Source organism: Paenarthrobacter nicotinovorans (assembly GCF_007670255.1).
Taxonomy (GTDB): Bacteria; Actinomycetota; Actinomycetes; order Actinomycetales; family Micrococcaceae; genus Arthrobacter; species Arthrobacter nicotinovorans_B.
Map to the genome: position 1 here is coordinate 18,152 of NZ_SZVS01000005.1, position 20,894 is coordinate 39,045.

The 20,894-nt window shown below is 63.9% G+C and carries 19 protein-coding genes; 8 read left to right on the top strand and 11 right to left on the bottom strand.

Translation table 11 applies throughout. The annotated features are described in order from the left end of the window. Positions 1-2 precede the first annotated feature (2 nt). Both FDP28_RS09070 and FDP28_RS20520 read left to right on the top strand, forming a co-directional pair. Positions 3-1,346 carry an NtaA/DmoA family FMN-dependent monooxygenase gene (locus tag FDP28_RS09070; protein WP_144660818.1) on the top strand — a complete coding sequence of 448 codons (1,344 nt, stop codon included), beginning with the start codon at positions 3-5 and terminating at the stop codon, positions 1,344-1,346. Beyond that, positions 1,346-1,522 (top strand): hypothetical protein, encoded by a 177-nt coding sequence (locus tag FDP28_RS20520; RefSeq protein WP_186313570.1) that lies wholly within the window; start codon positions 1,346-1,348, stop codon positions 1,520-1,522. The genes FDP28_RS09070 and FDP28_RS20520 overlap by 1 nt, the downstream gene beginning before the upstream one ends. Positions 1,523-1,541: 19 nt before the next feature. Here the strand turns inward: FDP28_RS20520 and FDP28_RS09075 are convergent, their stop codons facing one another. The 3 genes from FDP28_RS09075 to FDP28_RS09085 all read right to left on the bottom strand — a co-directional run bounded on the left by FDP28_RS09075 (position 1,542) and on the right by FDP28_RS09085 (position 4,183). Next, the gene (locus tag FDP28_RS09075; protein WP_144660820.1) at positions 1,542-2,747 is read right to left on the bottom strand and encodes an FG-GAP repeat domain-containing protein; all 1,206 of its coding nucleotides are present in this window, start codon (positions 2,745-2,747) and stop codon (positions 1,542-1,544) included. Between the two features lie 72 nt (positions 2,748-2,819). Continuing rightward, the gene (locus FDP28_RS09080; protein ID WP_144660822.1) at positions 2,820-3,260 is read right to left on the bottom strand and encodes a GNAT family N-acetyltransferase; all 441 of its coding nucleotides are present in this window, start codon (positions 3,258-3,260) and stop codon (positions 2,820-2,822) included. 23 nt (positions 3,261-3,283) lie between these two features. Then, the gene (locus tag FDP28_RS09085; protein ID WP_144660824.1) at positions 3,284-4,183 is read right to left on the bottom strand and encodes a helix-turn-helix transcriptional regulator; all 900 of its coding nucleotides are present in this window, start codon (positions 4,181-4,183) and stop codon (positions 3,284-3,286) included. 116 nt (positions 4,184-4,299) lie between these two features. On the opposite strand from FDP28_RS09085, the gene FDP28_RS09090 reads away from it, so the two are divergent. Then, positions 4,300-5,187 (top strand): aldo/keto reductase, encoded by an 888-nt coding sequence (locus FDP28_RS09090; RefSeq protein ID WP_144660827.1) that lies wholly within the window; start codon positions 4,300-4,302, stop codon positions 5,185-5,187. Between the two features lie 99 nt (positions 5,188-5,286). Further along, positions 5,287-6,216, top strand: a complete 930-nt coding sequence (locus tag FDP28_RS09095; protein WP_144660829.1) for a threonine/serine dehydratase — start codon at positions 5,287-5,289, stop codon at positions 6,214-6,216. A 90-nt stretch (positions 6,217-6,306) separates the two neighbouring features. On the opposite strand, the gene FDP28_RS09100 is transcribed toward FDP28_RS09095, so the two are convergent. After that, on the bottom strand, positions 6,307-7,290 hold the full coding sequence (locus FDP28_RS09100) for an ABC transporter substrate-binding protein (protein WP_144660831.1): 984 nt from the start codon (positions 7,288-7,290) through the stop codon (positions 6,307-6,309). Positions 7,291-7,547: 257 nt separating this feature from the next. Here FDP28_RS09100 and FDP28_RS09105 point away from each other — a divergent pair, with 257 nt between their 5' ends. Both FDP28_RS09105 and FDP28_RS09110 read left to right on the top strand, forming a co-directional pair. Beyond that, positions 7,548-8,537, top strand: a complete 990-nt coding sequence (locus FDP28_RS09105) for an LLM class flavin-dependent oxidoreductase (protein ID WP_144660833.1) — start codon at positions 7,548-7,550, stop codon at positions 8,535-8,537. Positions 8,538-8,643: 106 nt separating this feature from the next. After that, a complete protein-coding gene (locus tag FDP28_RS09110) occupies positions 8,644-11,280 on the top strand; it encodes a trehalase-like domain-containing protein (protein WP_144660835.1) in 2,637 nt (878 codons plus the stop codon). Positions 11,281-11,301: 21 nt separating this feature from the next. On the opposite strand, the gene FDP28_RS09115 is transcribed toward FDP28_RS09110, so the two are convergent. Beyond that, entirely contained in the window at positions 11,302-12,228 is a 927-nt protein-coding gene (locus FDP28_RS09115) for an AEC family transporter (protein ID WP_144660837.1), read from the bottom strand. A gap of 215 nt (positions 12,229-12,443) precedes the next feature. Then, complete coding sequence (gene panD, locus FDP28_RS09120; RefSeq protein ID WP_186313571.1) at positions 12,444-12,875, bottom strand: aspartate 1-decarboxylase; 432 nt, start codon at positions 12,873-12,875, stop codon at positions 12,444-12,446. A 135-nt stretch (positions 12,876-13,010) separates the two neighbouring features. Here panD and FDP28_RS09125 point away from each other — a divergent pair, with 135 nt between their 5' ends. Both FDP28_RS09125 and FDP28_RS09130 read left to right on the top strand, forming a co-directional pair. Continuing rightward, a complete protein-coding gene (locus FDP28_RS09125; RefSeq protein ID WP_260842423.1) occupies positions 13,011-13,925 on the top strand; it encodes an AEC family transporter in 915 nt (304 codons plus the stop codon). 98 nt (positions 13,926-14,023) lie between these two features. After that, positions 14,024-14,302 carry a putative quinol monooxygenase gene (locus FDP28_RS09130; RefSeq protein ID WP_144660842.1) on the top strand — a complete coding sequence of 93 codons (279 nt, stop codon included), beginning with the start codon at positions 14,024-14,026 and terminating at the stop codon, positions 14,300-14,302. Between the two features lie 67 nt (positions 14,303-14,369). On the opposite strand, the gene FDP28_RS09135 is transcribed toward FDP28_RS09130, so the two are convergent. The 5 genes from FDP28_RS09135 to FDP28_RS09155 all read right to left on the bottom strand — a co-directional run bounded on the left by FDP28_RS09135 (position 14,370) and on the right by FDP28_RS09155 (position 20,812). After that, the gene (locus FDP28_RS09135) at positions 14,370-15,671 is read right to left on the bottom strand and encodes an MFS transporter (RefSeq protein WP_144660845.1); all 1,302 of its coding nucleotides are present in this window, start codon (positions 15,669-15,671) and stop codon (positions 14,370-14,372) included. A gap of 86 nt (positions 15,672-15,757) precedes the next feature. Then, a complete protein-coding gene (locus tag FDP28_RS09140; protein WP_144660847.1) occupies positions 15,758-17,236 on the bottom strand; it encodes a rhamnulokinase in 1,479 nt (492 codons plus the stop codon). Next, positions 17,233-19,269, bottom strand: coding sequence for a bifunctional aldolase/short-chain dehydrogenase (locus FDP28_RS09145; RefSeq protein WP_186313572.1), 2,037 nt, complete (start codon positions 19,267-19,269; stop codon positions 17,233-17,235). The genes FDP28_RS09140 and FDP28_RS09145 overlap by 4 nt, the downstream gene beginning before the upstream one ends. A 5-nt stretch (positions 19,270-19,274) precedes the next feature. Then, the gene (gene rhaI, locus FDP28_RS09150; protein WP_144660852.1) at positions 19,275-20,441 is read right to left on the bottom strand and encodes an L-rhamnose isomerase; all 1,167 of its coding nucleotides are present in this window, start codon (positions 20,439-20,441) and stop codon (positions 19,275-19,277) included. Beyond that, positions 20,438-20,812 carry an L-rhamnose mutarotase gene (locus FDP28_RS09155; protein WP_144660854.1) on the bottom strand — a complete coding sequence of 125 codons (375 nt, stop codon included), beginning with the start codon at positions 20,810-20,812 and terminating at the stop codon, positions 20,438-20,440. Before FDP28_RS09155 ends, rhaI begins: the two co-directional genes overlap by 4 nt. Positions 20,813-20,894: the final 82 nt, after the last annotated feature.

Consider the following 20,894-nt stretch of genomic DNA (forward strand, 5'->3'; position numbering starts at 1 on the left):
CCATGACACGCGATATTTTTCAGCCGAGCGGCCAGATCCAGTTCGGCATCTTCTTCCAGGGCGTCAACTCAGGCACTGTCTGGAAGGCAGCGGAATCCGGTTCGCAGACAGACTTCGAATCCTTCCGCCGGATCGTACAGACCGCTGAGCGCGGCAAGTTTGCTGCGTTCTTCCTGGGCGAAGGGCTGCGGCTTCGTGAACATTTGGGGCGTCCACATGCCTTGGATGTTGCCGGGCGACCCGATGCCCAGACCATGCTCGCCGCCCTCGCATCGGTGACGAAGAACATCGGCCTGGTGGCCACCCAAAACACCACCTACAACGATCCAGCGGACCTGGCGCACCGTTTGTCCTCGCTCGACCTGATCTCCGGCGGCCGGGCGGCATGGAACGTGGTGACCACGGACAATGCGTGGACCGGGGCCAACTTCCGCCGCGGCGGCTACCTGGACCATGCCGATCGCTACAAGCATGCGGAAGCTTTTGTCGAAACGGCAAAGCGCATCTGGGACTCGTGGGAGACGGCGTCCGGACCCGCCCGGCCTGTGCTCCACGAAGGCCAGCACTACACCGTTGACGTGACTCCCCGCCTGCCGCGCAGCGCCCAGTACCGTCCCGTGCTCTTCCAAGCCGGTGACTCACCCGAGGGTCGTGACTTCGCTGCCCGGCAAGCGGACGTTATCTTCTCCGCACACCCCAAGTTCGATGATGCCGTGGAGTTCCGCCGCGACATCGTTGCCCGTTCGGTGGCAGCAGGCCGCGGTGCCAACGCCGTACAGATCATGCCTGCCAGCGAGTTCATCCTCGCGGACACTCCGGAGGAGGCAGAGGAAAAGAAGGCTTGGGTGCGCAGCCTGCAGATCGGACCTCAGCAGGCCATCGCGTACCTGGAGCAGTTCTGGGGCCGTGAACTTTCCTCCTACGATCCCGATGGCCCGCTTCCGGATATCGATCCCGTAGTGGAAGAAACGTCGGAGACGCGCGGCAGCGGATTCCACGGCGCCAAGGCCCGCCAGCTTGCCGATCAGTGGCGTGCGGAGGCCAAGGACAAGGGGCTCTCCATCCGCCAGTTCGTCACGTCGAAAACGGCGCGCATCGACTCCACGTTCACCGGCTCCTACTCGGCGGTGGCCGACCACCTTGCCGAGTACGCCCGCGTGGGTGCTGTGGACGGGTTCAACATCTCGCCCTGGCTGATCCCCACCGGCCTGGACGACATCGTGAACCACCTGGTGCCCGAACTCCAGGAACGCGGTGTGTATCCCACGGAGTACCGGGGCACGACACTGCGGGAAAACCTGGGCTTGGAAACCCCGGTTCGCTCCGAAGAGTCGGTCCAGGTCTGATGAAGCTGGAAAATTCTGCTGGATCATCGCTCCCGGACGGGAACGAAACCCCGGAATCACGGGGGCTGTTTCCCACGCTCCTGGCGATGATCCAGCAGAATTTCACGGCTGGCCCGGTGGATGAGGAACGCGGAACCGTCGCACTGCAGCTCACGGTGTTGGGGCAGCCGCTCTAGCTCGTCCCTTCGATGCGGGCTACAGCAATTCCCGGAAGACGTTCCAGCCATTGCCGACTGGCCCGTACGGTCCATACAGACTCGTGGTGGCTGCGCCTGTGGAGTACAGCACAAGATCGCCGTTCTGGTTGATGGCCACAAGGTTGTTGTACCTCTGATGGGCGAAACTGCCCAGGCCGGACACATCCAGGAAGGTGTTCCAGCCGCCGCCCATGAAAGCCGGAACGCCCCATCCTCCCTGACCGTCGGTGGGGTACAGCTGAAGGCCGCCGTTGTGGTCCCGGCCGAAGATCTCCACTGTGCCGTCGCCGTTCATGTCGCCGCTGGTGATGATCTTGTTCATGACCTGCCAGCCCCAACCCACCTTGGCGGGTGCGAGCCAGCCGCCCTCGCCGTCACCTGGGTAGAGGTAGAGATCGCCGGAGGGTGTGCGGGCCAGGACGTCATTGCTGCCATCGCCATTGAAGTCCCCGGGACCCACTATCGAATCGAAGATGTTCCATCCCGAGCCCACCTGGCGGGTGGGCAGCCAGCCGCCCTCGCCGTCGCCGGGGTAGAGGAACAGTTGGCCGGCGGAGTTCCGGGCAAGGAGGTCATTGAACCCGTCGCCGTCGAAATCACCGGGTGAGAAAACGATGTTGAACATGTTCCACCCCGCGCCAACCTGCCGGGGCTCGTCCCATGAGCCCCAGTACGCCGGGCAGGGTCCCTCGCAGGAGCCCTTGTAGTACGTGTAGGTCCGCGGGTACAGGATGAGCCTGCCGTCATGGGTGCGTGCCAGGGGTTCGAAGTTGCCGCGCCCTGTCCAGCCCATGGCGCGGGAAGAAGCCTTGATGGCAGTCGTCTCAGGGCTGAGCTGGGTGCCGGTGGGACAGCCGGGTTCCCCGGGAGTCAAAGGATGGACCCGCACGGAGATGCGGCTGCCCAGGTCCTCGGGCAAGATCCGCAAGGTTTCGCCCTGCCGCTCCTGGGGCAGTGTTTCCCCGTCCCGCAGCCACTCCAAGGAGATGCCGTCGCCGGAGCCGTCAGGATTTTTGCAGCCCCAGTAGTCGTAGTTGTACTGGCGGCGCATTTCGGAACCGACATACGGAACCCCGTCGATATACGGAGTGGGCTGGTAGTCGGCCGTGGCTGGTCCGGCAGCCAGGAGGCCGGACGCCAAGAGACCCGCTGTCATTGCGATGGTGCCTGCGTGCCTCAGAGTGCGCGCTCGAAAGAACCCCATTTTTCCCCCCGGAAAGTGTCGCGTCGAAGCCGCGTGGTGTGCTGAGGTTACCGCATTCGGCGACAACTGTGGTCAGCTGTTGCCCGGGGCCACCATGAAGACGTCGACTGCGTCCTCGGATTCGAGCGTGAAGCCGTGGCGCTCGTACAAGCGCCGGGCAGCGCTTCCTTGCAGCACATCCAGCCGGAAGGGCCGCTCGTCCACCGATGCAGCCATGACGTGCCGCAGCACTGCCCCGCCAAGTCCCTTGCCCTGATGGGCCGGCGCAATGAAGAAATGTTCTATCCAGCGCGCGTCCGGTTCAGGCCTGACAGCAATGACCCCGGCGTCGACACCGTCTGAATGGATGATGTACGTGTGCTCGGGCTGGAAGGCGTTGAGGAATCGCTCGCGAACACGGACCGGGTCAAAGCGTTCAAGGCGCTCCAGATCGGGCCGCATCACCACGGCGCGGAGTTCGGCGATCCAAGCGGCGTCGGTGGCTGCGGCGGGGCGCAGGACGAAGTCAGGCATGGATCAAGCCTAGGTGCTCCGGCTCAGCCCTTTTCTTCTACGGATGCCTGCGCCGCGTCACGTTGTTGCGCCGCTTCACGTTGTGTAGCCACCCAACTGGCGAGCACCTTCAAAGCGTCCTCGGACGGTGTTCCCGGATCTGCGGTGTACACGTTGATCCGCAGGCCAGGATCGGCCGCGAGCTCCAGCGCCTCGAAGCTCAGGTCCAAGTCGCCGACAACCGGATGGTGGAGGTGCTTCCGGCCCGTCCGGTGGTGTTTCACGTCGTGACGGGCCCACCTGATGCGGAATTCTTCGCTGCGGGTGGAGAGTTCTCCAATGAGGTCCGTCAGGTCCCGGTCATAGGGGTTCTTCCCGGCAGTCGAGCGCAACACAGCCACGATGTCGTCCGCGCTGCGCTCCCAATCAGCGAAGAACTGCCGGGCCTTCGGATTCAGGAAGGTGAAGCGGGCGCTGTTTGGCGGCTTGGTCTCCTCGGCCATCAGGTCCATATACAGCGCCGCGCCCAGTTCATTGGAGGCCAAGACATCACCGCGGTCGTTGCGGACCCAGGCCGGCGCCGTCGTGATTGCATCGACGACGCGCTGAACGCTTGGGCGGACCGTGCGGGGGCTTCGCTTGCGGCGGACCCGTGGGGCGGCGCCAGCCGCGCGGGCGAGGTCGAAAAGGTGGGCTGTTTCGGCGTCGTCAAGCTGTAAAGCGCGGCCAAGCGACTCAAGGACGCTGTCCGACGCGCCGGAGAGATTCCCCCGCTCCAGCCTGATGTAGTAGTCGATGCTCATCCCGGCAAGCATCGCCACTTCTTCCCGGCGGAGCCCGGCAACGCGGCGGTTCCCGCCGTAGGCAGGCAGGCCGGCGGCCTCGGGCGTGATCCGCGCCCGGCGCGAGGTCAGGAACTTTCGCACGTCGTCACTGTGGGTCATGCCTGCAACGCTACGCTGCCCGGGTTCCGCGAGGGAGGGACTGCCGTTACTTGGGAACGCAGGGAGGTAATAGTGTGCACTCCCAGGCGTGCGTTGCCGTGAATAGCGTGGAGGGCATGAACAGTGAACTGACTCTCAACAATGGCGTGACCATGCCGGCGCTCGGCTTGGGCGTTTTCCAAAGCGCCCCGGAAGAAACGACGGCGGCAGTCCAGGCCGCGCTCGCGGCCGGCTACCGGCATATCGACACTGCGGCGGCCTACGGGAATGAACGGGAGGTCGGTGACGGAATCCGTGCTTCAGGCCTGGACCGCTCGGATGTCTTCATCGAGACGAAGGTCTGGGTCAGCGACTATGGCTACGACCAAACGCTGCATGCCTGGGACAAGGCCGTGGGCAAGCTTGGCGTGGACTACCTTGATCTGTTGATCCTGCACCAGCCGGCTCCGGACCGTTTCGACCAGACAATCGCCGCCTACAAGGCGCTGGAAAAGTTGTTGTCCGAGGCTCGTGCCCGGGCGATCGGGGTCAGCAACTTCATGCCTCACCATCTCAAGGAATTGCTCGCTTCCACCGACGTTGTGCCGGCAGTGAACCAGATCGAGCTTCACCCTTACTTCACGCAGCCGGAGGTCCAGGCCGCCGACGCTGAGAACGGAATCCTCACTCAGGCGTGGTCGCCGATCGGCGGGATCACCTTCTACCCCGGCTGGGGCGAAGAGCGGCAGAACGTCATGGAGGACCCAGCGATCGCTGCCATCGCACAGGCCCACGGGAAGACGCCGGCGCAGGTCATGATCCGCTGGCACCTTCAGCAGGGCCGCTCGGCCATCCCGAAGTCCACCAACCAGGCCCGGATTGCAGAGAACTTCGACGTCTTCGATTTCGAACTCAGCAGCAGCGAACTGGAGGCCATCGACGGATTGGACCGTGGAGTGCGGAACGGGCCGGATCCTGATGTTGCCCGGCCTGAGCGCTTCGCCATGGTGATACCGGAGGCGTGATGATTCCTTCAGGACGCAGGGTACGAGCTGTCCTTGAAGGAGTGCGCGTGCCCGGGTATACCCGCCAACCATAGGATGAACCTGACGAAAGGGGCATCCATGGTCACACGCGAAGAAGTGGAAGCTGCATACTCCCGGACGAGCGGTTGGGTTCGGCACACTCCCATGGCGGAGAGTGGCAACGGCGAGCCATACCATCTGTGGTTCAAATGCGAATACATGCAGCACACGGGATCCTTCAAGGCCCGCGGCGCCTTCAACCGGCTGCTCACCGCAAAGGAGCGCGGCGAACTCAACCCTGATGTGGGGATTGTGGTGGCCTCCGGGGGAAACGCGGGACTGGCCAACGCCTATGCTGCGGCCAAGCTCGGCGTCCCGGCAACTGTTTTCGTTCCGGAATCCGCTCCGGCGAACAAGGTCCACAAGCTGTACGCCATCGGGGCCACCGTGGTCCAAGGCGGTGCAGAGTACGCCGAGGCCTACGCGGCTGCCGTCACTTTCGCCGAGGAGAAGGGCGCCGTCTACTGCCACGCCTACGACCAGCCTGAAATCGTGGCAGGCGCCGGTGGCGTTGGGCTTGAGCTCCTGGATGAACTGCCCGACGTCGATACCATCCTGGTCGCTGTTGGCGGCGGTGGGTTGATGGGCGGCATTGCCGCGGCCGCGGAAGGCCGGGCACATGTTGTTGCTGTTGAACCGGAAACGGTTCCCACCCTGCACACTGCTTTGGCGCAAGGAGAACCGGTGGATGTCGCCGTTTCCGGCATTGCCGCTGATTCCCTGGGTGCCCGCCGGGTAGGGGAGATCGGTTTTGGCGTTGCCCGCCGCACGGGTGTGGAGAGTGTGCTTGTGACGGACCACGACATTGTTGAAGCCCGGCGTGCCCTTTGGGAGAAGCACCGGATCCTGGTGGAACACGGTGCCGCGGCAGCGTATGCGGCGCTGCTCTCGGGTGCGTATGCCCCGCGCGATGGTGAGACGGTCGCCGTCGTACTGTGTGGGGCGAACACGGACCCATCACAGCTCTGATTAACCCAACCAGGGGACAGTAAACGCTCCAATGACGAGTCATTAGGACGTTTGCTGTCCCCCAGTTGGGTGAGCTCCTTGGGTGGGGCGCTACTTCTTGGGCAGGCCCGGCGGGTTCAGCTCTGATGCGGGGATGGCCTCGGACGAGAGCCCCCAGCGGTCCAGGATCTTGCCGTAGTTGCCGTCCTTGATGAGGGTGTTGAGGGCGGCCTGGGCTGCGACAGCCAAGCCGTTGCCCTTCTGGGTAGTGAACGCGATTTCCGCCTTCAGCGGCCAGCCACCCTCAAGGGTGCCCACCTGCTTGGTCTTGCCGTCCTTCGCGGCCTTGTAGGCGGCGGAAGCGTTGGGCCCGAACGTCAGGTCCGCGCGTCCGGACTGGAGGGCGAGCTGGGAGGCGGAGTCGTCGTCGTAATACTGGAACTCGACCGGCTTCAAGCCGTTTTTCTTGTTCTCCTCGTCCCAGCGCACCAGGATGGCTTCCTGGTTGGTGCCCGAACCGACGATGATGCGCTTGCCGGCAACGTCCTTGGGTTCCTTCACCGTGGAGATGTCCGAATCGGCCTTGGCGTAAAAGCCCAGGAGGTCGTTGCGGTAGGTGGCGAAGTCGAACTTCTCCTTGCGCGCCTCGGTCACGGTGACGTTGGAGAGGACGGCCTCGTACTTGCCGGACTCGACGCCCAGCGGCCAGTCGGCCCAAGCAACCGGCAGTACTTCCACCTGCAGCCCCAGGCTCTCACCGACGGCGTAGGCAATGTCCACTTCGCTGCCGATCAGGGTCTTGTTGTCAGTGGCGAAAGTGCTCAGCGGGGGAGTTCCGCCCGTCGTCACCACGGTCAGTTTGCCGTCGGCTTTGATGGCGGCGGGAACCAGGGCGGCTGCCGCCGAGTCCACCGAGACCTTGATGCGGTCCTGCTGCGGGGTGAGGTTGAACTGCTTGGTTGCGCTGGTTGAAGCGTTCGACGCCGGGGCTGACGCGGCTGCCGTTGCTCCCGGATCCGAGCATGCCGCCAGCCCCAGCAGGGCGGCGGCGGCGAGCGCCGCAGTGACGCCGGAAGCGGCTGTAATTCGTGCCATTGGTTCTCCTTTGAAGGCTCTGATGCGAGGTCTTGGCTGCAACTATCCGGGTCGGCCGGGAGGGCGGTCAAAGCAGCCCGAAACGCTGGGATACAAGGGTTCACGGCACTTAACAAGGCGTCCAACAGGGTCACAAAAGCGGCTCGGAACCACCACGCGACGCAACTCACAGAAATAAGCCGGGGGCCGCCGTCGTTGTCGCTTAAGTGCCCGGCAAGCAGAAGAGGGCACCGCGAAACGTACCGAAAGGCTTCCCCGTGACTGTTCCTCTTTCCATCCTCGACCTGGCGACCATCGGGAAGGGCCAGACGGTGGCGGAAAGCCTTGCGGGCAGTGTGGCGATGGCGCAAAAGGCTGAAGAACTGGGCTACCGGCGGGTTTGGTACGCCGAGCACCACAACATGTCCGCCATCGCATCGTCGGCCACGAGCGTATTGATCGCCCACGTGGCCGCGCACACCAAGACCATCCGACTGGGCGCCGGCGGCGTCATGCTGCCCAACCACTCGCCGCTGACCATCGCGGAGCAGTTCGGCACACTTGAGACACTGCACCCGGGCCGGATCGACCTCGGTTTGGGACGTGCCCCGGGCAGCGACCAAAACACCATGCGTGCCCTGCGGCGCGACCATACATCCTCTGACCGGTTCCCGCAGGACGTTCTCGAACTCCAGGGCTACCTCACCGGTCCCACCCGCATCCAGGGTGTTGAAGCGACGCCGGGCAAGGGCACCGACGTGCCGCTCTACATTCTTGGGTCCTCGCTGTTCGGCGCGCAGTTGGCCGCCCAACTGGGCCTGCCGTACGCCTTCGCTTCACACTTTGCCCCTGCCGCGCTCCAGGACGCCGTGGCCATTTACCGCCGTGAGTTCAAGCCCTCGGAGCAGCTGGCTGAGCCGCATGTGATCGCGGGGGTCAACGTGACGGCGGCAGACAGCAATGCCGAGGCCCAGGCCATCCACCTGGCGGTGAAGCGTGCACGTGTCTCGCTGTTCTTCGGCGGCGGGCGCGAGTTCACCGACGACGAAGCAGACATGGTGCTCGATTCCCCGCAGGGCCAGCACATCGCCCAGATGATGAAGTTCTCCGCCGTCGGCACCAAGGACGTGGTCCGCGACTACCTTGATGAATTCGCCGCGTTCTCCGACGCCGACGAATTGATCGTGGCACACCAGAGCGTCGGCACGGAGGAGCGGTTGCGGTCCGTTGAGCTGCTGGCCGACGTCGCCGGACTCGTGCCGGCATAAGCCCGGATAAATCCAAGGAAAGACTTTACTCGTTTGCAATAAACGAGGTAGGCAAGCGAAACCCATCGGGCGGAAACTTTAGCTATCCGCTTCGGAAGGATTCGCTATGCCTGCGCCTTTAAACCAGACAGTCGCCGATTCAGCACTGCTGATGAAGTCACTCCCACTTGGCCTCCTGAGAACGGTTCTTCAGTCCGACGCGGAGAATGGGATCACGCCGGAGTTGTTCGCGGAGCTCCGGATCCTGTCGCGGGTCCCCGGCCTTCTGGTCGCCTGCAATTACGGCGGAACGCTCTGCTCGGCCGAAGGCGTCTCCACCGAAACCTTGCCCTTGGACAGTGCGGCCGTCGCCCTCCGTGCACTTGCGGCCCTCCCCAACACGCACGCCGCCATCATTTCCGGCAGGTCCTTGCGCGACTTGGCGGCGGTATCCCGTCTCCCGGCCGAGGTTCATCTGGTGGGCTCACATGGCGTCGAGTTCGACATGGGCTACGCCTATACGCTCTCCCTCGCGACGGAACAGCTGCTCCAGCAGGTGACTACTGCCCTTACCGAAGCCGTGGGTTTCGAGAAAGGCATCAGCGTTGTCCGGAAACCGGTAGGAGTGGGTGTGCACACGCGTCCCGCGACGCCGGAAGTCGTGGAAAGAGCAACGTTCGCGGCGCAGAAAATCGCCATCGAGTTCGGCATGTACTTCATCGTGGACGGGTCCGTCCTGGATCTTACGGTGGAGGAGCCCGCCAAGGGCCAGGCACTGGAACAGTTGCGCGCGCGGTTGGGCGTCAGCGCCGCCCTTTACGCCGGCGATGCCGAAAGCGACGAGAAGGCGCTCGCTACCCTGCGCGGCCCCGACCTTGGATTGCACGTGGGGCCAGGGAGCACGACGGCGGGACACACCATTCCGGACCCGGAAGCCTTTGCGCGCGTGCTGGCTTTGTTGTTCGAACTCCGGCGCGCATGGCTGTTCGGTGAGGACGCCGTGGGCTTGGAACGGCACTCGATGATCGGCAATGGAACATCCACCGCACTCCTCACACCGGATGCCAAGGTTTGCTGGATGAGCCACCCCTTGCCCGATTCGGGTTCATTGTTCGCCCATATCCTGGGCGGCGACCCCGCCGGGCACTTCAGCATCGAACCGGTGAAGCCCTCGCCGGTGCTGGCGCAGCGTTACGTGGACAACACCATGATTGTTGAGACCCGTTGGACTGACGTCACTGTCACCGACTACCTGGAACCTGCTCCAGAGGGCATCACCAGCCTGGTCCGAGTCCTGTCCGGGACCGGTTCGGCGCGCGTGGTTTTTGCGCCCCGGCCCGACTACGCCAACGCCCCGTTCAGCATGGAGATCCGCGGCGAAGAAGTGCACATCCTCGGCACCTCGGACCCCATCATCCTGGCGGCCCCCGGGGTTGCCTTCACCATCACCAGCGACGGCCGCTTCGCAACTGCCACCGCGGAAGTCGCGCTCGGTGATGGGCCCATTGTCCTGAACATGCGCTGCGGTGATACCGAGCCGCCGCCCGCGGACCCGGACGGAGAGCCGATGAGGCGTGCCGCCGTCGGACGTGACATGCGCGAGTGGGTCAGGACGCTGCAGCTGCCCACCATGAAACCGTCGCTGGTCCGCCGGTCTGCCCTGGTGCTGAAATCGCTGGTTCACGAGCCGACAGGCGCTGTCCTGGCCGCCCCCACGACGTCGTTGCCGGAGGGAATCGGTGGGACGCGCAACTGGGATTACCGCTACTGTTGGCTGCGCGACGGGTCCATGACGGTCAACGCGCTGGTGTCGTTGGGGTCCACCAACGAGGCGCACGGTTTCCTGGATTGGCTGGGCCGGATCCTGGAGAACGCGCCCGGGCCTGAATGGTTGCACCCGCTGTATTCGGTCACCGGCGCGCCCCTGTCCACGGAAGCGATCGTGGAGAGCCTGCCCGGTTATGCCGGTTCGCGTCCCGTGCGCATTGGAAACGCCGCTGACCACCAGGTCCAGCTGGACGTGTTTGGGCCCATCGCCGAGCTGATTGGCGATCTTGCCGAGCGCCAGGACTTCCTGCCCGACGAGCATTGGTTCCTGATGGAGCAGATGGCCCATGCCGTCATGGCGCGTTGGCATGAGCCCGACCACGGCATCTGGGAGGCCCGGCGCGCGCCCCGGCACCACGTCTACACCAAGACGATGTGTTGGGTGACGCTGGACCGTGCCGTGAAAACTGCGGTGAAGCACGGCCGGGTCCCCCACGCTGACTGGGCCCCTGAGGCAGCCATCATTCGCGATGAGGTTCTTCGCGAGGGCTGGGACGAGTCGGCCCGGTCCTACACTGTGGCCTACGACAGCCCTGACCTTGACGCAGCCGTCCTGCACATCGGCCTCTCGGGGCTCCTGGATGTCCAGGACCAACGGTTCCTGGATACGGTCACCGCTGTAGAGCGGGAGCTGCGGGTGGGGCCAACCGTTTTCCGGTACAGGTACGACGACGGCCTGCCGGGTTTGGAGGGCGGCTTCCACATTTGCACCACCTGGCTGATCGAGGCGTACTTGGCCGTGGGGCGTTTGGATGACGCGCTTGAGTTGTTCAACCAGCTGGTGGCTTTGTTCGGCCCAACCGGTTTGCTGCCCGAAGAGTACGATCCCGCGACCGAAACCCACCTGGGCAACCACCCGCAGGCGTACTCACACCTTGGTTTCATCCGTTGCGCCCAGCTCCTGGACCACTACCTGGCCTCCACCGACGTCGAATAACCCGCCTTGGTCGAGGGGGCGTCAGGTGAGCAGCAACGCCACTGCGATCATCGCCGGGACGGCCACGATCGTGGTGATCAGCACGGTGTCCTTGGCCACGGTGATTCCCGCCTGGTAACGGTTGGCCGCGACGAACACGTTCTGGGCCGTGGGCAGGGCTGCCGTGACTACCGCGGCGAACAGTGCGTGCCCGTCCATTCCCAAGGCAAACCTGGCGAAGAGGTACGCGACCAGCGGATGCACCACGAGTTTGAAGCCGCTGGCCAGCAGGGTGTCGAGCCGGCGTCCGGAGGACTTCTGCAAGGGCCGTGAACCGTTCAGGCTCATGCCGAACGCCATCAGCATCGCCGGAATCGCGGCCCCGCCAATGAGATGGATGGGTTCGAGAATGAGGGTGGGCAGCTGGAAGCCGGTACCTGCGACCAAGAGCCCCAGCGCAGAGCCTACGATCATCGGGTTCTTGACGATCATCAGGACAAAGCGCAGGGGAGTGGTGCGGTGCGAACTGGTGCTGGCGTCCAGGGCCATGAGGTACATCGGGGTGAAGAACGCCAGTTGGAAGATCAGCAGCGGCGCTACGTAACTGGCGTCGCCGAGGACAAACACGGCAATGGGAATGCCGAGGTTCGCAGAGTTTGCCAGGGACGCACTCATGGAGGACATGAGGGCTTCGGGCATGGAACGTTTGAGCCAGAACTTCACCAGCAGGAAGAACAACAGCCCCGTCATCACGGCGCCCACGGCCGTGACTAGGAGCGGTGCGGCGAAGACGTCGTGCAGCTTCGCTTTGCTCAGGGTCTCGAACAGCAGCGCCGGGCTGGCCACGAAGAACGTCAGCGAGCTGAGCACTGATCGCGCATTCTCTCCCAGGATGTTGCGCCGCCCGACGAACATGCCCACCAGGATGATGGCCCACACCACGAAGAACCCGGACAGGACGCCGATCATGACAGCGTGCGGGCGGGTTTTCGTTGGTTCACGAACTACAGCCTAGCCAGAACTGCCGCCTGAGTAAGCGTTTTCAGGTACACGTTCCGCCATGTGGACCCGGAGTTTTTGTACACCTCATGAGCCTAAGGGGGCCTTCTAGGGGCGGTAGCTGTACAAAAACTACGACGTCGGGACTCAGGTGAGTGCCGACGTCGAGCGTTGTTGCTGAAAACTTAGCTGAGGTGCGCCGCGTTGCTCAGTGCGTGGGGCGGGCGCATGAGGCCAGGAGTGTGGGCTTCGGCGGGGTCGTTGCCGAGCTGCACGATCTTGTTGTCCTTGCCCACGTGGACCACCTTGGGCTCGTAAGCCCGCGCCTCTTCGGTGGTCATCTCCGCGTACGTGATGAGGATGACCGTGTCGCCGACATGAACCATGTGGGCGGCAGCGCCGTTGATTCCAATCACGCCGGAACCGCGCTCACCGGCGATGGTGTACGTCTCCAGCCGGGCACCGTTGGTGACATCCACGATGGAGACAAGCTCACCGGGAAGGATGTCGGCCGCGTCCAGGAGGTCCAGGTCGACAGTGACTGAGCCGACATAGTGAAGATCGGCGTGGGTCACCGTTGCGCGGTGGATCTTGGACTTGAACATTGTGCGGATCATAGTGGCACCAGTTTAGCGCGGGACCCTCGTCCGGCGCTGTGACGTAGCAGACGTTCGGGCCTTTGCGCTGGTGAAAACGGTTACTATCGCTAGGGTCGGAACAGCCCTAACTGAAGGATAAGAAGCTTGGACGGAGTGCTGAAGGGCTTCTTTGTAGTAGGCGTGGTCCTGCTGGTGGGCTACATTCTGGGCAAGACAAATGCGCTGGGGCCGCAGGGGAGCAAAGTACTTTCGACCCTGACCTTCATGGTGGGCCTGCCAAGCCTGATGTTCTCCACCATTGCGTCCCGTCACATCTCCGACATCTTGAGTCCAACCGGCCTGATCTCTGTGGTTACTGCCTCTGCCGTGATGCTGGTCTTCGCAGTTTGCGGTGCCGTTTTTCGTTGGGGAGTCAGGCGGACCACCATTGGCGCCCTGGCCACCGGGATTGTGAATTCCACCAACTTGGGCGTTCCCTTGTCCCTCTACATCCTGGGCAGCACCACCTACGTTGTTCCCATCATGCTCTTCCAGTTGGCCTTGGTGACGCCGATTGCGCTCACCATCCTGGACCTGACCAACCCCACCGCCACGAAAGTATCCGTGTGGCGCATCCTTGCCACGCCCTTCCGTAATCCTGTGACGGTTGCCGCCATCCTCGGCGTGCTGGTGAGCGCCCTCGGACTGGAACTGCCGGACTGGACCCTCGACCCCTTGAAGCTGGTGGCGCAACTCGCGGTGCCGCTCATGCTGATCATCTTCGGCATGTCACTGCATGGACTCTCCGCTGGGCAGGGGACAGGGGACCGCGCGCCCACTACCCTGGCCATCGTTCTGAAGTCCGTGATTCAACCGGCGATGGCATGGGTGCTGGCGGCGTTTGTGTTCCGGCTGGATTCCTTCAGCACCTTCGTGGTCACAGCCTGCGCGATCCTGCCTACCGGCCAGAATGTGGTGCTCTATGCGCTCAGGTACGGCGTGGGGCAGAAGATCGCCCAGTCGACGGCGGTGGTCACGTCCATGTTGGCGGTGCCGCTGCTGCTGGGCGCGGCGTGGGTGATGGGGTGAGGCGGCCGACGGGCCCGAATCGCGAAGTCGCGGCAAACACGCCAGAACCCCTGGAAAGTTCCGGCGACCACGCACGTTTCCCGCGAACAGGAGGAATCATGACCGAAGTACAACTCACTGGGCAACTCGTATGCCAGGACCTTGATGAGGCGGCGGTCGTCGTCGAACATCTGGCCCGCCACATCGAATTGACGCTCGCCGAACCCGGCTGCGTCTCCTTCCAAGTGAACGCAACCGAGGACCCCTGGGTGTGGCAGGTCGATGAATTGTTCGACGACGCCGCATCATTCCGAGCACATCAAGACCGCGTCGCTGCCAGCGAATGGGGCCGGGCCACGGCCGGCATCCAGCGCCGCTATACGGTGACGGGACTCTGACTCAAACCCAAAGCCGTGGTGGGCATGGTGGGCCGTCCGGTTTCCGGGCCGCCCATCACGCACCTTGTCAGACGGCCACCCGGTCCTTCGCCGGGTCATCCTCGCCATACCGCTCCTGCTCGATCTCCTCCAGGGACTTGCCCATCGTATTCGGTGCCCAGATCACACCGATGAGTAGTGCTGCCACCAGCGCGCCGATCATGATGAGGCCCACGAACGGGACGCCCTGCTCGGCGAGCAATGTGGGGAACCAGTAGCTGAGCAAACCCACGACGATGCGGGCCACGAAGAACAAGACGCCCTGGGCGCTGGCCCTGTAGCGGGTGGCGAAGATTTCTGCGGCCCACAAGGCGTAGAAGGCCTGCGCGCCAATACCTGCCGAGATGCCCCACAACGCCGCGAAGATGATCAGCACCGGCGTTGTCACGTGGACGAAAACCAGCAGGACCCAAGCCGCAATCCCAAGCACGGCACCGATGCCGTATAGGAGCCGCCGGTCGATGCGGTCGCCGTACTTCATGAAACCGAAATAGGTAGCGAGCACAGTCAGAGTCCACAGGAGAACCTGCAGGAGGTTTTGCTCGGTTGCCGACTCGACGCCCGAGGACTCGTAAACACGGGGCATGAAGATTCCCATCTGGCCAGCCACCAGGTTCCACAGTGCGTACACGCCCGTCAGGAACAGCAACGCCTTCAAGTTGGTGACTTTGGTCAACAGCTCCCTGTAGTTGCGCCGTTTCACGCCGCCAGCCACTTCGGCCTTGCGCACCTCGTTGGACTTCTTCCACGTTTCGGACTCTGAAAGCCGACGCCGGATCCACCACGTGATGAAAGCGATGATGAATAGGTGCCCAAAAATCAGACGACTACCCAGAAGGCCCAAGGGGACCACGAGCGTAGCCAGCAGGAACACCAGTGCGGGTGCCAGGGACCAGGCGAACTGCGCCGTGCCGACGTGCTTGGCTCGCTGTTCCGACGGGGCTTCTTCGGCAATGTACGTCCAAGCCACAGGGACACCTGCGCCGACGGCGATGCCGGTAAGGACTACGCCGACGATCAGCATCCACGGGGCCACCGCGAAAATCACCAGCAGAGTACCGAGCATGTAGATGATGAGGTCGTAGGTGTAGATGAACTTACGGCCATAGCGGTCGCCCAGAGGACCGCCGATCATGGCACCTACGGCGGAGCCGAAAGCGTTGGCGCTCAAGGCTGCGATCAGCCCGACGGCAAGGTTGCTGAAGCCGAAATGCTCCTGCCAGAGTGTGAGGCTGGTGGCCAAAGCGATGATCGAGCCAGCCTCGATGTAGTTGGACATGGATACTGCGACAGTTGCTTTCCATCCGCCAAGTGCGGGGGAGTTGGTCATGGTGAACCTTTCCGTGATGACCTCGTTGACATCGATGACCCACCGGCTGTGTCGGCAGCTGGCGGACGGAGCGCATTGGCCGCTCCCTAAAGTGTGGCGAGCGCTTCCCCGAGCCCGTACCGCACCAATTCCGTTCCCGCGCTAGCGAGCGCCCGAAGCTCAGCCAAGCCCCCGTCCACCACACCTGCAGCCCGCGCCTGAACCAGGACATTGCCCAGGGCAGTAGCCTCCACAGGGCCGGCCACCACAGGCTTTCCCGTGGCGTTGGCCGTGAGCTGGCACAGGAGCTTGTTCTGTGACCCGCCGCCAACGATGTGCACCACGCTGGTGCTGCGGCCGGTGAGCCGTTCGGCGTCGTCCAGTGTCCGGGCGTAAGCAGAGGCGAGGCTGTCCAGGATGCACCGCACGACGGCGGCGGGCCGGTCAGCGAGCACGTCACCGTTGCGCTGCGCGGCTGCGCGGATGCGCTCGGGCATGTTGCCCGGGGCGGTGAACACGGGGTCGTCGGCGTCAATCTGTGGCCCACCCGCCGGGAGTGCGGCGGCGGCGTCGAGCAGGGCAGGCAGTGATTGGGTGAAGCCCTGGGCTGCCCAGGAACGTTGGCATTCGCTGAGTAACCAGAGTCCACCGACGTTGCGCAGGTACCGGATTGTCCCGTCTACGCCGCGTTCGTTGGTGAAGTTGGCTGTGCGGCTGGCTTCGGAGAGGACGGGCTCGGGAAGTTCCACGCCCACCAGCGACCACGTTCCCGAGGAAATGTAGGCAAAGTCCTCTGCAGACGCAGGAACAGCAGCGACGGCAGATGCTGTGTCGTGCGAACCGACGGCAACCACTTCGGTGTCAGCGGGAAGCCCCGTACGCTCCACGATCACAGGCAGGAGCGCACCCACGGTTTCCCCGGGCTGGATCAGTGGCGGGAAAATGTCCCGGGGCAGGCCCAGGGTGTCCAGGAAAGCCGTGGCCCATTCACCGGCTACGGCATCCAACAAACCTGTAGTGGACGCATTGGTGGCTTCGGTCCGGCGCTCGCCGGTAAGCATGAAAGCGATCAGGTCCGGGATGAGAAGGGCCTGCACACCTTCAAGCGAACGTTCGGCAGCCAGCTGGTACACCGTGTTGAACTGCAGGAACTGCAGTCCCGTGGTCGCGTAGAGTTTCTCCGGCGGGATGAGCGCGTGGACTCGTGAGACGGCGGAATGGCACCGCTCGTCGCGGTAGCTGAAGGGCACTGAGACCAACGTTCCCGCGGAATCCACAAGCCCGTAGTCCACAGCCCATGTATCGATGCCAATGCTTGCGATCCGCTCCCCGCGTGCAGCGGCAACGGAAGCTGCCGCCGCCAGGCCCTCGAGAACCTCAGCGAAGAGGACGTCGAAGTCCCAGTGGAGGCCGCCGTCGAGCTCTATGACCCCGTTGGGAAAGCGGTGGATCGTCTCGAGGGAAACGCCTGTGGAGGGAGAGACGCGGCCGAGCATGACGCGTCCGGAGGAGGCGCCAATGTCGACGGCGGCGAACACGCCAGGGGCGGGACGACCGCCGTCGACATCACCGAGGACACCACTCATCGCAGGAACGCTGCCGCGACTCCGGCGTCCACGGGGATGTGCAGGCCGGTGGTGTGGGAGAGTTCGTTGCTGGTGAGCACGGCTGCTGCGTTGGCCACGTGTTCGGGGAGGACTTCGCGTTTGAGCAGCGTGCGTTGGGCGTAGTACTCGCCCAGTTTTTCCTCGTCCACGCCGTAGACCGCTGCGCGTTTGGCTCCCCAGCCGCCGGCGAAGATCCCGGAGCCGCGGACCACGCCGTCGGGGTTGATGCCGTTGACGCGGATGCCGTGATCGCCCAGTTCCGCAGCTAACAAACGCACCTGGTGGGCTTGGTCGGCTTTGGTGGCGGAGTAGGCGATGTTGTTCGGGCCAGCGAACACGGAGTTCTTGGAGGAGATGTAGATGATGTCCCCGCCCAAGCCCTGGTCGATCATGACCTTCGCCGCGGCTTTGGAGACCAGGAACGAGCCCTTTGCCATGACGTTGTGCTGCAGGTCCCAGTCCTTCTCGGTGGTTTCCAGCAGCGGCTTGGAGATGGACAGGCCGGCGTTATTGACCACCAGATCCAGGCCACCGAACGCGAGCACGGCCTCTTGGATCGCGGCGGCGATTTGGGCTTCGTCGGTCACATCGGCCTGGACGCCGATGGCGACGTCGGGTCCGCCCAGTTCCTCGGCGACGGCTTGGGCGTTCTCAAGGTTCAGGTCGGCAATCACGACGCACGCGCCGTCGGACGCCAGCCGGGTGGCGATCGCCTTGCCGATGCCGGAAGCGGCGCCGGTGACCAGCGCGATGCGGGTCGCGTGGGACTTGGGCTTGGGCATGCGGGCGAGCTTGGCCTCTTCCATGGCCCAGTACTCGATGCGGAACTTCTCGGATTCCTCGATCGGGGCGTAGCTGGAGATCGCCTCGGCGCCGCGCATCACGTTGATCGCGTTGAGGTAGAACTCGCCGGCCACACGGGCGGTCTGCTTGTCCTTGCCGAAGGAGAACATACCCACTCCGGGGATGAGCACGATCGCCGGGTCCGCGCCACGCAGCGCGGGTGAATCTGCGTCGGCATGGCGGTCGTAGTAGGCCTGGTAGTCCTGCCGGTAGGCGGCGTGAAGCTCCTTCAGCCGGGCCACCGAGTCTTCGATGGACGCGTCCGCGGGCAGGTCGAGGATGAGGGGCTTGACCTTGGTGCGGAGGAAGTGGTCCGGGCAAGAGGTGCCGAGCGCACCAAGGCGCGGGTGCTCGGTCGCGGCGAGGAAGTCAAGGACGACGGCGTCATCGCTGAAGTGCCCCAGCTGCGGTTTGTCGGTGGAGGCCAGGCCGCGGATCACCGGGGCCAACGCTGCTGCCTTGGCCCTGCGCTCAGTTTCGGGGAGGGCGCCGTAGCCCGGCAGGGCAGGACCGAAGGGCTGTTCCTTCCCGTTCGCGGCGATGTACTTCTCGGCGGTGTCGATGATCCAGAGGGAGTTGGCCTCGGCCTCCTCGCTCGTGGCGCCCCAGGCCGTGATGCCGTGCCCGCCCAGGATGGTGCCGATCGCCTGCGGGTTGGCTTCCTTGATCGCGGCGATGTCCAAGCCGAGCTGGAAACCGGGACGACGCCAGGGAACCCACACCACCTTGTCACCGAAAATCTTGGACGTGAGCGCTTCGCCGTCCACCGCCGTCGCGATCGCGATACCCGAGTCCGGGTGCAGGTGGTCAACGTGCCCGGCGTCCACCAGCCCGTGCATGGCGGTATCGATCGACGGCGCGGCGCCGCCCTTGCCGTGCAGGCAGTAATCGAACGCGGCCACCATCTCGTCTTCGCGCTCGACGCCGGGGTAAACGGACTTCAGCGCCTGGAGCCGGTCCAGCCGGAGTACAGCAAGGTTCTCGGCCTTCAGGGTGCCGAGGTCGCCGCCGGATCCCTTGACCCAGAGGAGTTCGACGTCCTGGCCGGTGACCGGGTCCTTTTCGGTGCCCTTCGCGGAGGTGTTGCCGCCGGCGAAGTTGGTGTTTCGCTTGTCCGCGCCGAGGCGGTTGGAACGGGAAATCAGCTCTTCAACAGTCTTGTTGCTCATTAGAATTAAGCGCCCCATCCGGCTTGCTGGCCGCCTGCGCGGTCCTCGTTGATCTTCTTCTGGTAACCGCTGGCCTTGTAGGCAGCGATCGGGTCGGCGGGCAGGCCGCGGGATTCACGCCACTCGGCCAGGACCGGGCGGACATCGGTGTAGAAGGCATCGTTGAAAATGCCGTTCGCGGCCAGTACATCCCCTGCACGCTGGGCCTCGTTCAACGCGGCGGTGTCCACCAACAGGGCACGGGCGGTCATTTCCTGAACGTTGAGCACCGAACGGATCTGTCCCGGGATCTTCTCCTCCAGGTTGTGGCACTGGTCCAACATCAACGCGACACCGGAGTCCCTCCCGAAGCCGCCGCCGCGGATGACCTCGTGCATGATGCGGAACAACTGGAACGGATCAGCCGCGCCAACAATCAGATCGTCATCGGCGTAGAAGCGGGAGTTGAAATCGAACGACCCCAGCTTGCCCAAGCGCAGGAGCTGCATCACGATGAACTCGATGTTGGTGCCCGGGGCGTGGTGGCCGGTGTCCAGGCACACGAACGCCTTCTCGCCCAAGGCCAGGGTCTGCGCGTAGGAGGTACCCCAGTCCGGAACATCGGTGTGGTAGAAAGAGGGCTCGAAGAACTTGTACTCCAACACCAGTCGCTGCTCGTCACCCAGGGCAGCGTAGATTTCCTGCAGGCTTTCCGCGAGCCGGTCCTGCCGGCCGCGCATGTCGTCCTGGCCCGGGTAGTTGGTGCCGTCAGCCAGCCAGATCTTCAGATCGCGGGAGCCCGTGGCGTGCATGATTTCGATGCACTCCAGGTGGTGCCCGATCGCGCGGCGGCGGACTGAGTCGTTGGACGAAGTCAGGGAACCGAACTTGTACTCGTCATCCTGGAAGGTGTTGGAGTTGATGGTGCCCAAACCAACGCCGAGCCCTTCGGCATACGAACGCAGGGCGGAGTAGTCATCCACCTTGTCCCACGGGATGTGCAGCGCAACAGTAGGTGCGAGCCCCGTGAGCTCGTGAACCTTCGCGGCGTCGGCGATCTTTTCCTGGACGGTGCGAGGCGTACCCGGGGTGCCGAAGACCTTGAACCGGGTCCCCGAATTCCCGTAGGCCCAGGACGGCACTTCGATGGCCAATTCTCCCAAGCGGCCCAGGGCCGATTCTGTGGTGTTCATGCTTGTTCCTTCTGATGGGTAGGGGCGTTGCCGGCTTCAGAAGCCGAAGCCAGTTGGTCTTCCAGGTTGAAAACTTCCTCGACGATTTCGAAGCCCTCGTCTGGAGGGACATTGCTGTCGGCGAAGAGGCTGGCCATCTCGGCCTGCCAGCGTGCGTTGACGTCGGTGAGAGCCATGCGGGCCTGTGCGGCCTCGTAGTCTTCGCACTCCAGGTAGCCGATGAGTTGGCCGTCCGGCGCCAGGAAAAGGGAGTAGTTGTTCCACCCCGAATCTTTCAGGGCGCGGAGCATCTCGGGCCATACGGCCGCGTGGCGTCGCTTGTACTCGTCCATCAACTCCGGCTGGACGGAGGAGCGGAAACATACCCTCATGCGGATCTCCGGGTCACTCGTCTTTGAATCGTTTCATTTGTTACGATTCAAATTACCCTCGGGCAAACGAGGGTGTCAAGAC

What these genes read in the sequence shown, in the direction of transcription:
- FDP28_RS09070 (WP_144660818.1), top strand. Translation starts at nt 3, where the DNA reads ATGACACGCGATATTTTTCAGCCGAGCGGCCAGATCCAGTTCGGCATC.
- FDP28_RS20520 (WP_186313570.1), top strand. Translation starts at nt 1,346, where the DNA reads ATGAAGCTGGAAAATTCTGCTGGATCATCGCTCCCGGACGGGAACGAA.
- FDP28_RS09075 (WP_144660820.1), bottom strand. Translation starts at nt 2,747, where the DNA reads ATGGGGTTCTTTCGAGCGCGCACTCTGAGGCACGCAGGCACCATCGCA.
- FDP28_RS09080 (WP_144660822.1), bottom strand. Translation starts at nt 3,260, where the DNA reads ATGCCTGACTTCGTCCTGCGCCCCGCCGCAGCCACCGACGCCGCTTGG.
- FDP28_RS09085 (WP_144660824.1), bottom strand. Translation starts at nt 4,183, where the DNA reads ATGACCCACAGTGACGACGTGCGAAAGTTCCTGACCTCGCGCCGGGCG.
- FDP28_RS09090 (WP_144660827.1), top strand. Translation starts at nt 4,300, where the DNA reads ATGAACAGTGAACTGACTCTCAACAATGGCGTGACCATGCCGGCGCTC.
- FDP28_RS09095 (WP_144660829.1), top strand. Translation starts at nt 5,287, where the DNA reads ATGGTCACACGCGAAGAAGTGGAAGCTGCATACTCCCGGACGAGCGGT.
- FDP28_RS09100 (WP_144660831.1), bottom strand. Translation starts at nt 7,290, where the DNA reads ATGGCACGAATTACAGCCGCTTCCGGCGTCACTGCGGCGCTCGCCGCC.
- FDP28_RS09110 (WP_144660835.1), top strand. Translation starts at nt 8,644, where the DNA reads ATGCCTGCGCCTTTAAACCAGACAGTCGCCGATTCAGCACTGCTGATG.
- FDP28_RS09115 (WP_144660837.1), bottom strand. Translation starts at nt 12,228, where the DNA reads ATGATCGGCGTCCTGTCCGGGTTCTTCGTGGTGTGGGCCATCATCCTG.
- panD (WP_186313571.1), bottom strand. Translation starts at nt 12,875, where the DNA reads ATGATCCGCACAATGTTCAAGTCCAAGATCCACCGCGCAACGGTGACC.
- FDP28_RS09130 (WP_144660842.1), top strand. Translation starts at nt 14,024, where the DNA reads ATGACCGAAGTACAACTCACTGGGCAACTCGTATGCCAGGACCTTGAT.
- FDP28_RS09135 (WP_144660845.1), bottom strand. Translation starts at nt 15,671, where the DNA reads ATGACCAACTCCCCCGCACTTGGCGGATGGAAAGCAACTGTCGCAGTA.
- FDP28_RS09140 (WP_144660847.1), bottom strand. Translation starts at nt 17,236, where the DNA reads ATGAGTGGTGTCCTCGGTGATGTCGACGGCGGTCGTCCCGCCCCTGGC.
- FDP28_RS09145 (WP_186313572.1), bottom strand. Translation starts at nt 19,269, where the DNA reads ATGAGCAACAAGACTGTTGAAGAGCTGATTTCCCGTTCCAACCGCCTC.
- rhaI (WP_144660852.1), bottom strand. Translation starts at nt 20,441, where the DNA reads ATGAACACCACAGAATCGGCCCTGGGCCGCTTGGGAGAATTGGCCATC.
- FDP28_RS09155 (WP_144660854.1), bottom strand. Translation starts at nt 20,812, where the DNA reads ATGAGGGTATGTTTCCGCTCCTCCGTCCAGCCGGAGTTGATGGACGAG.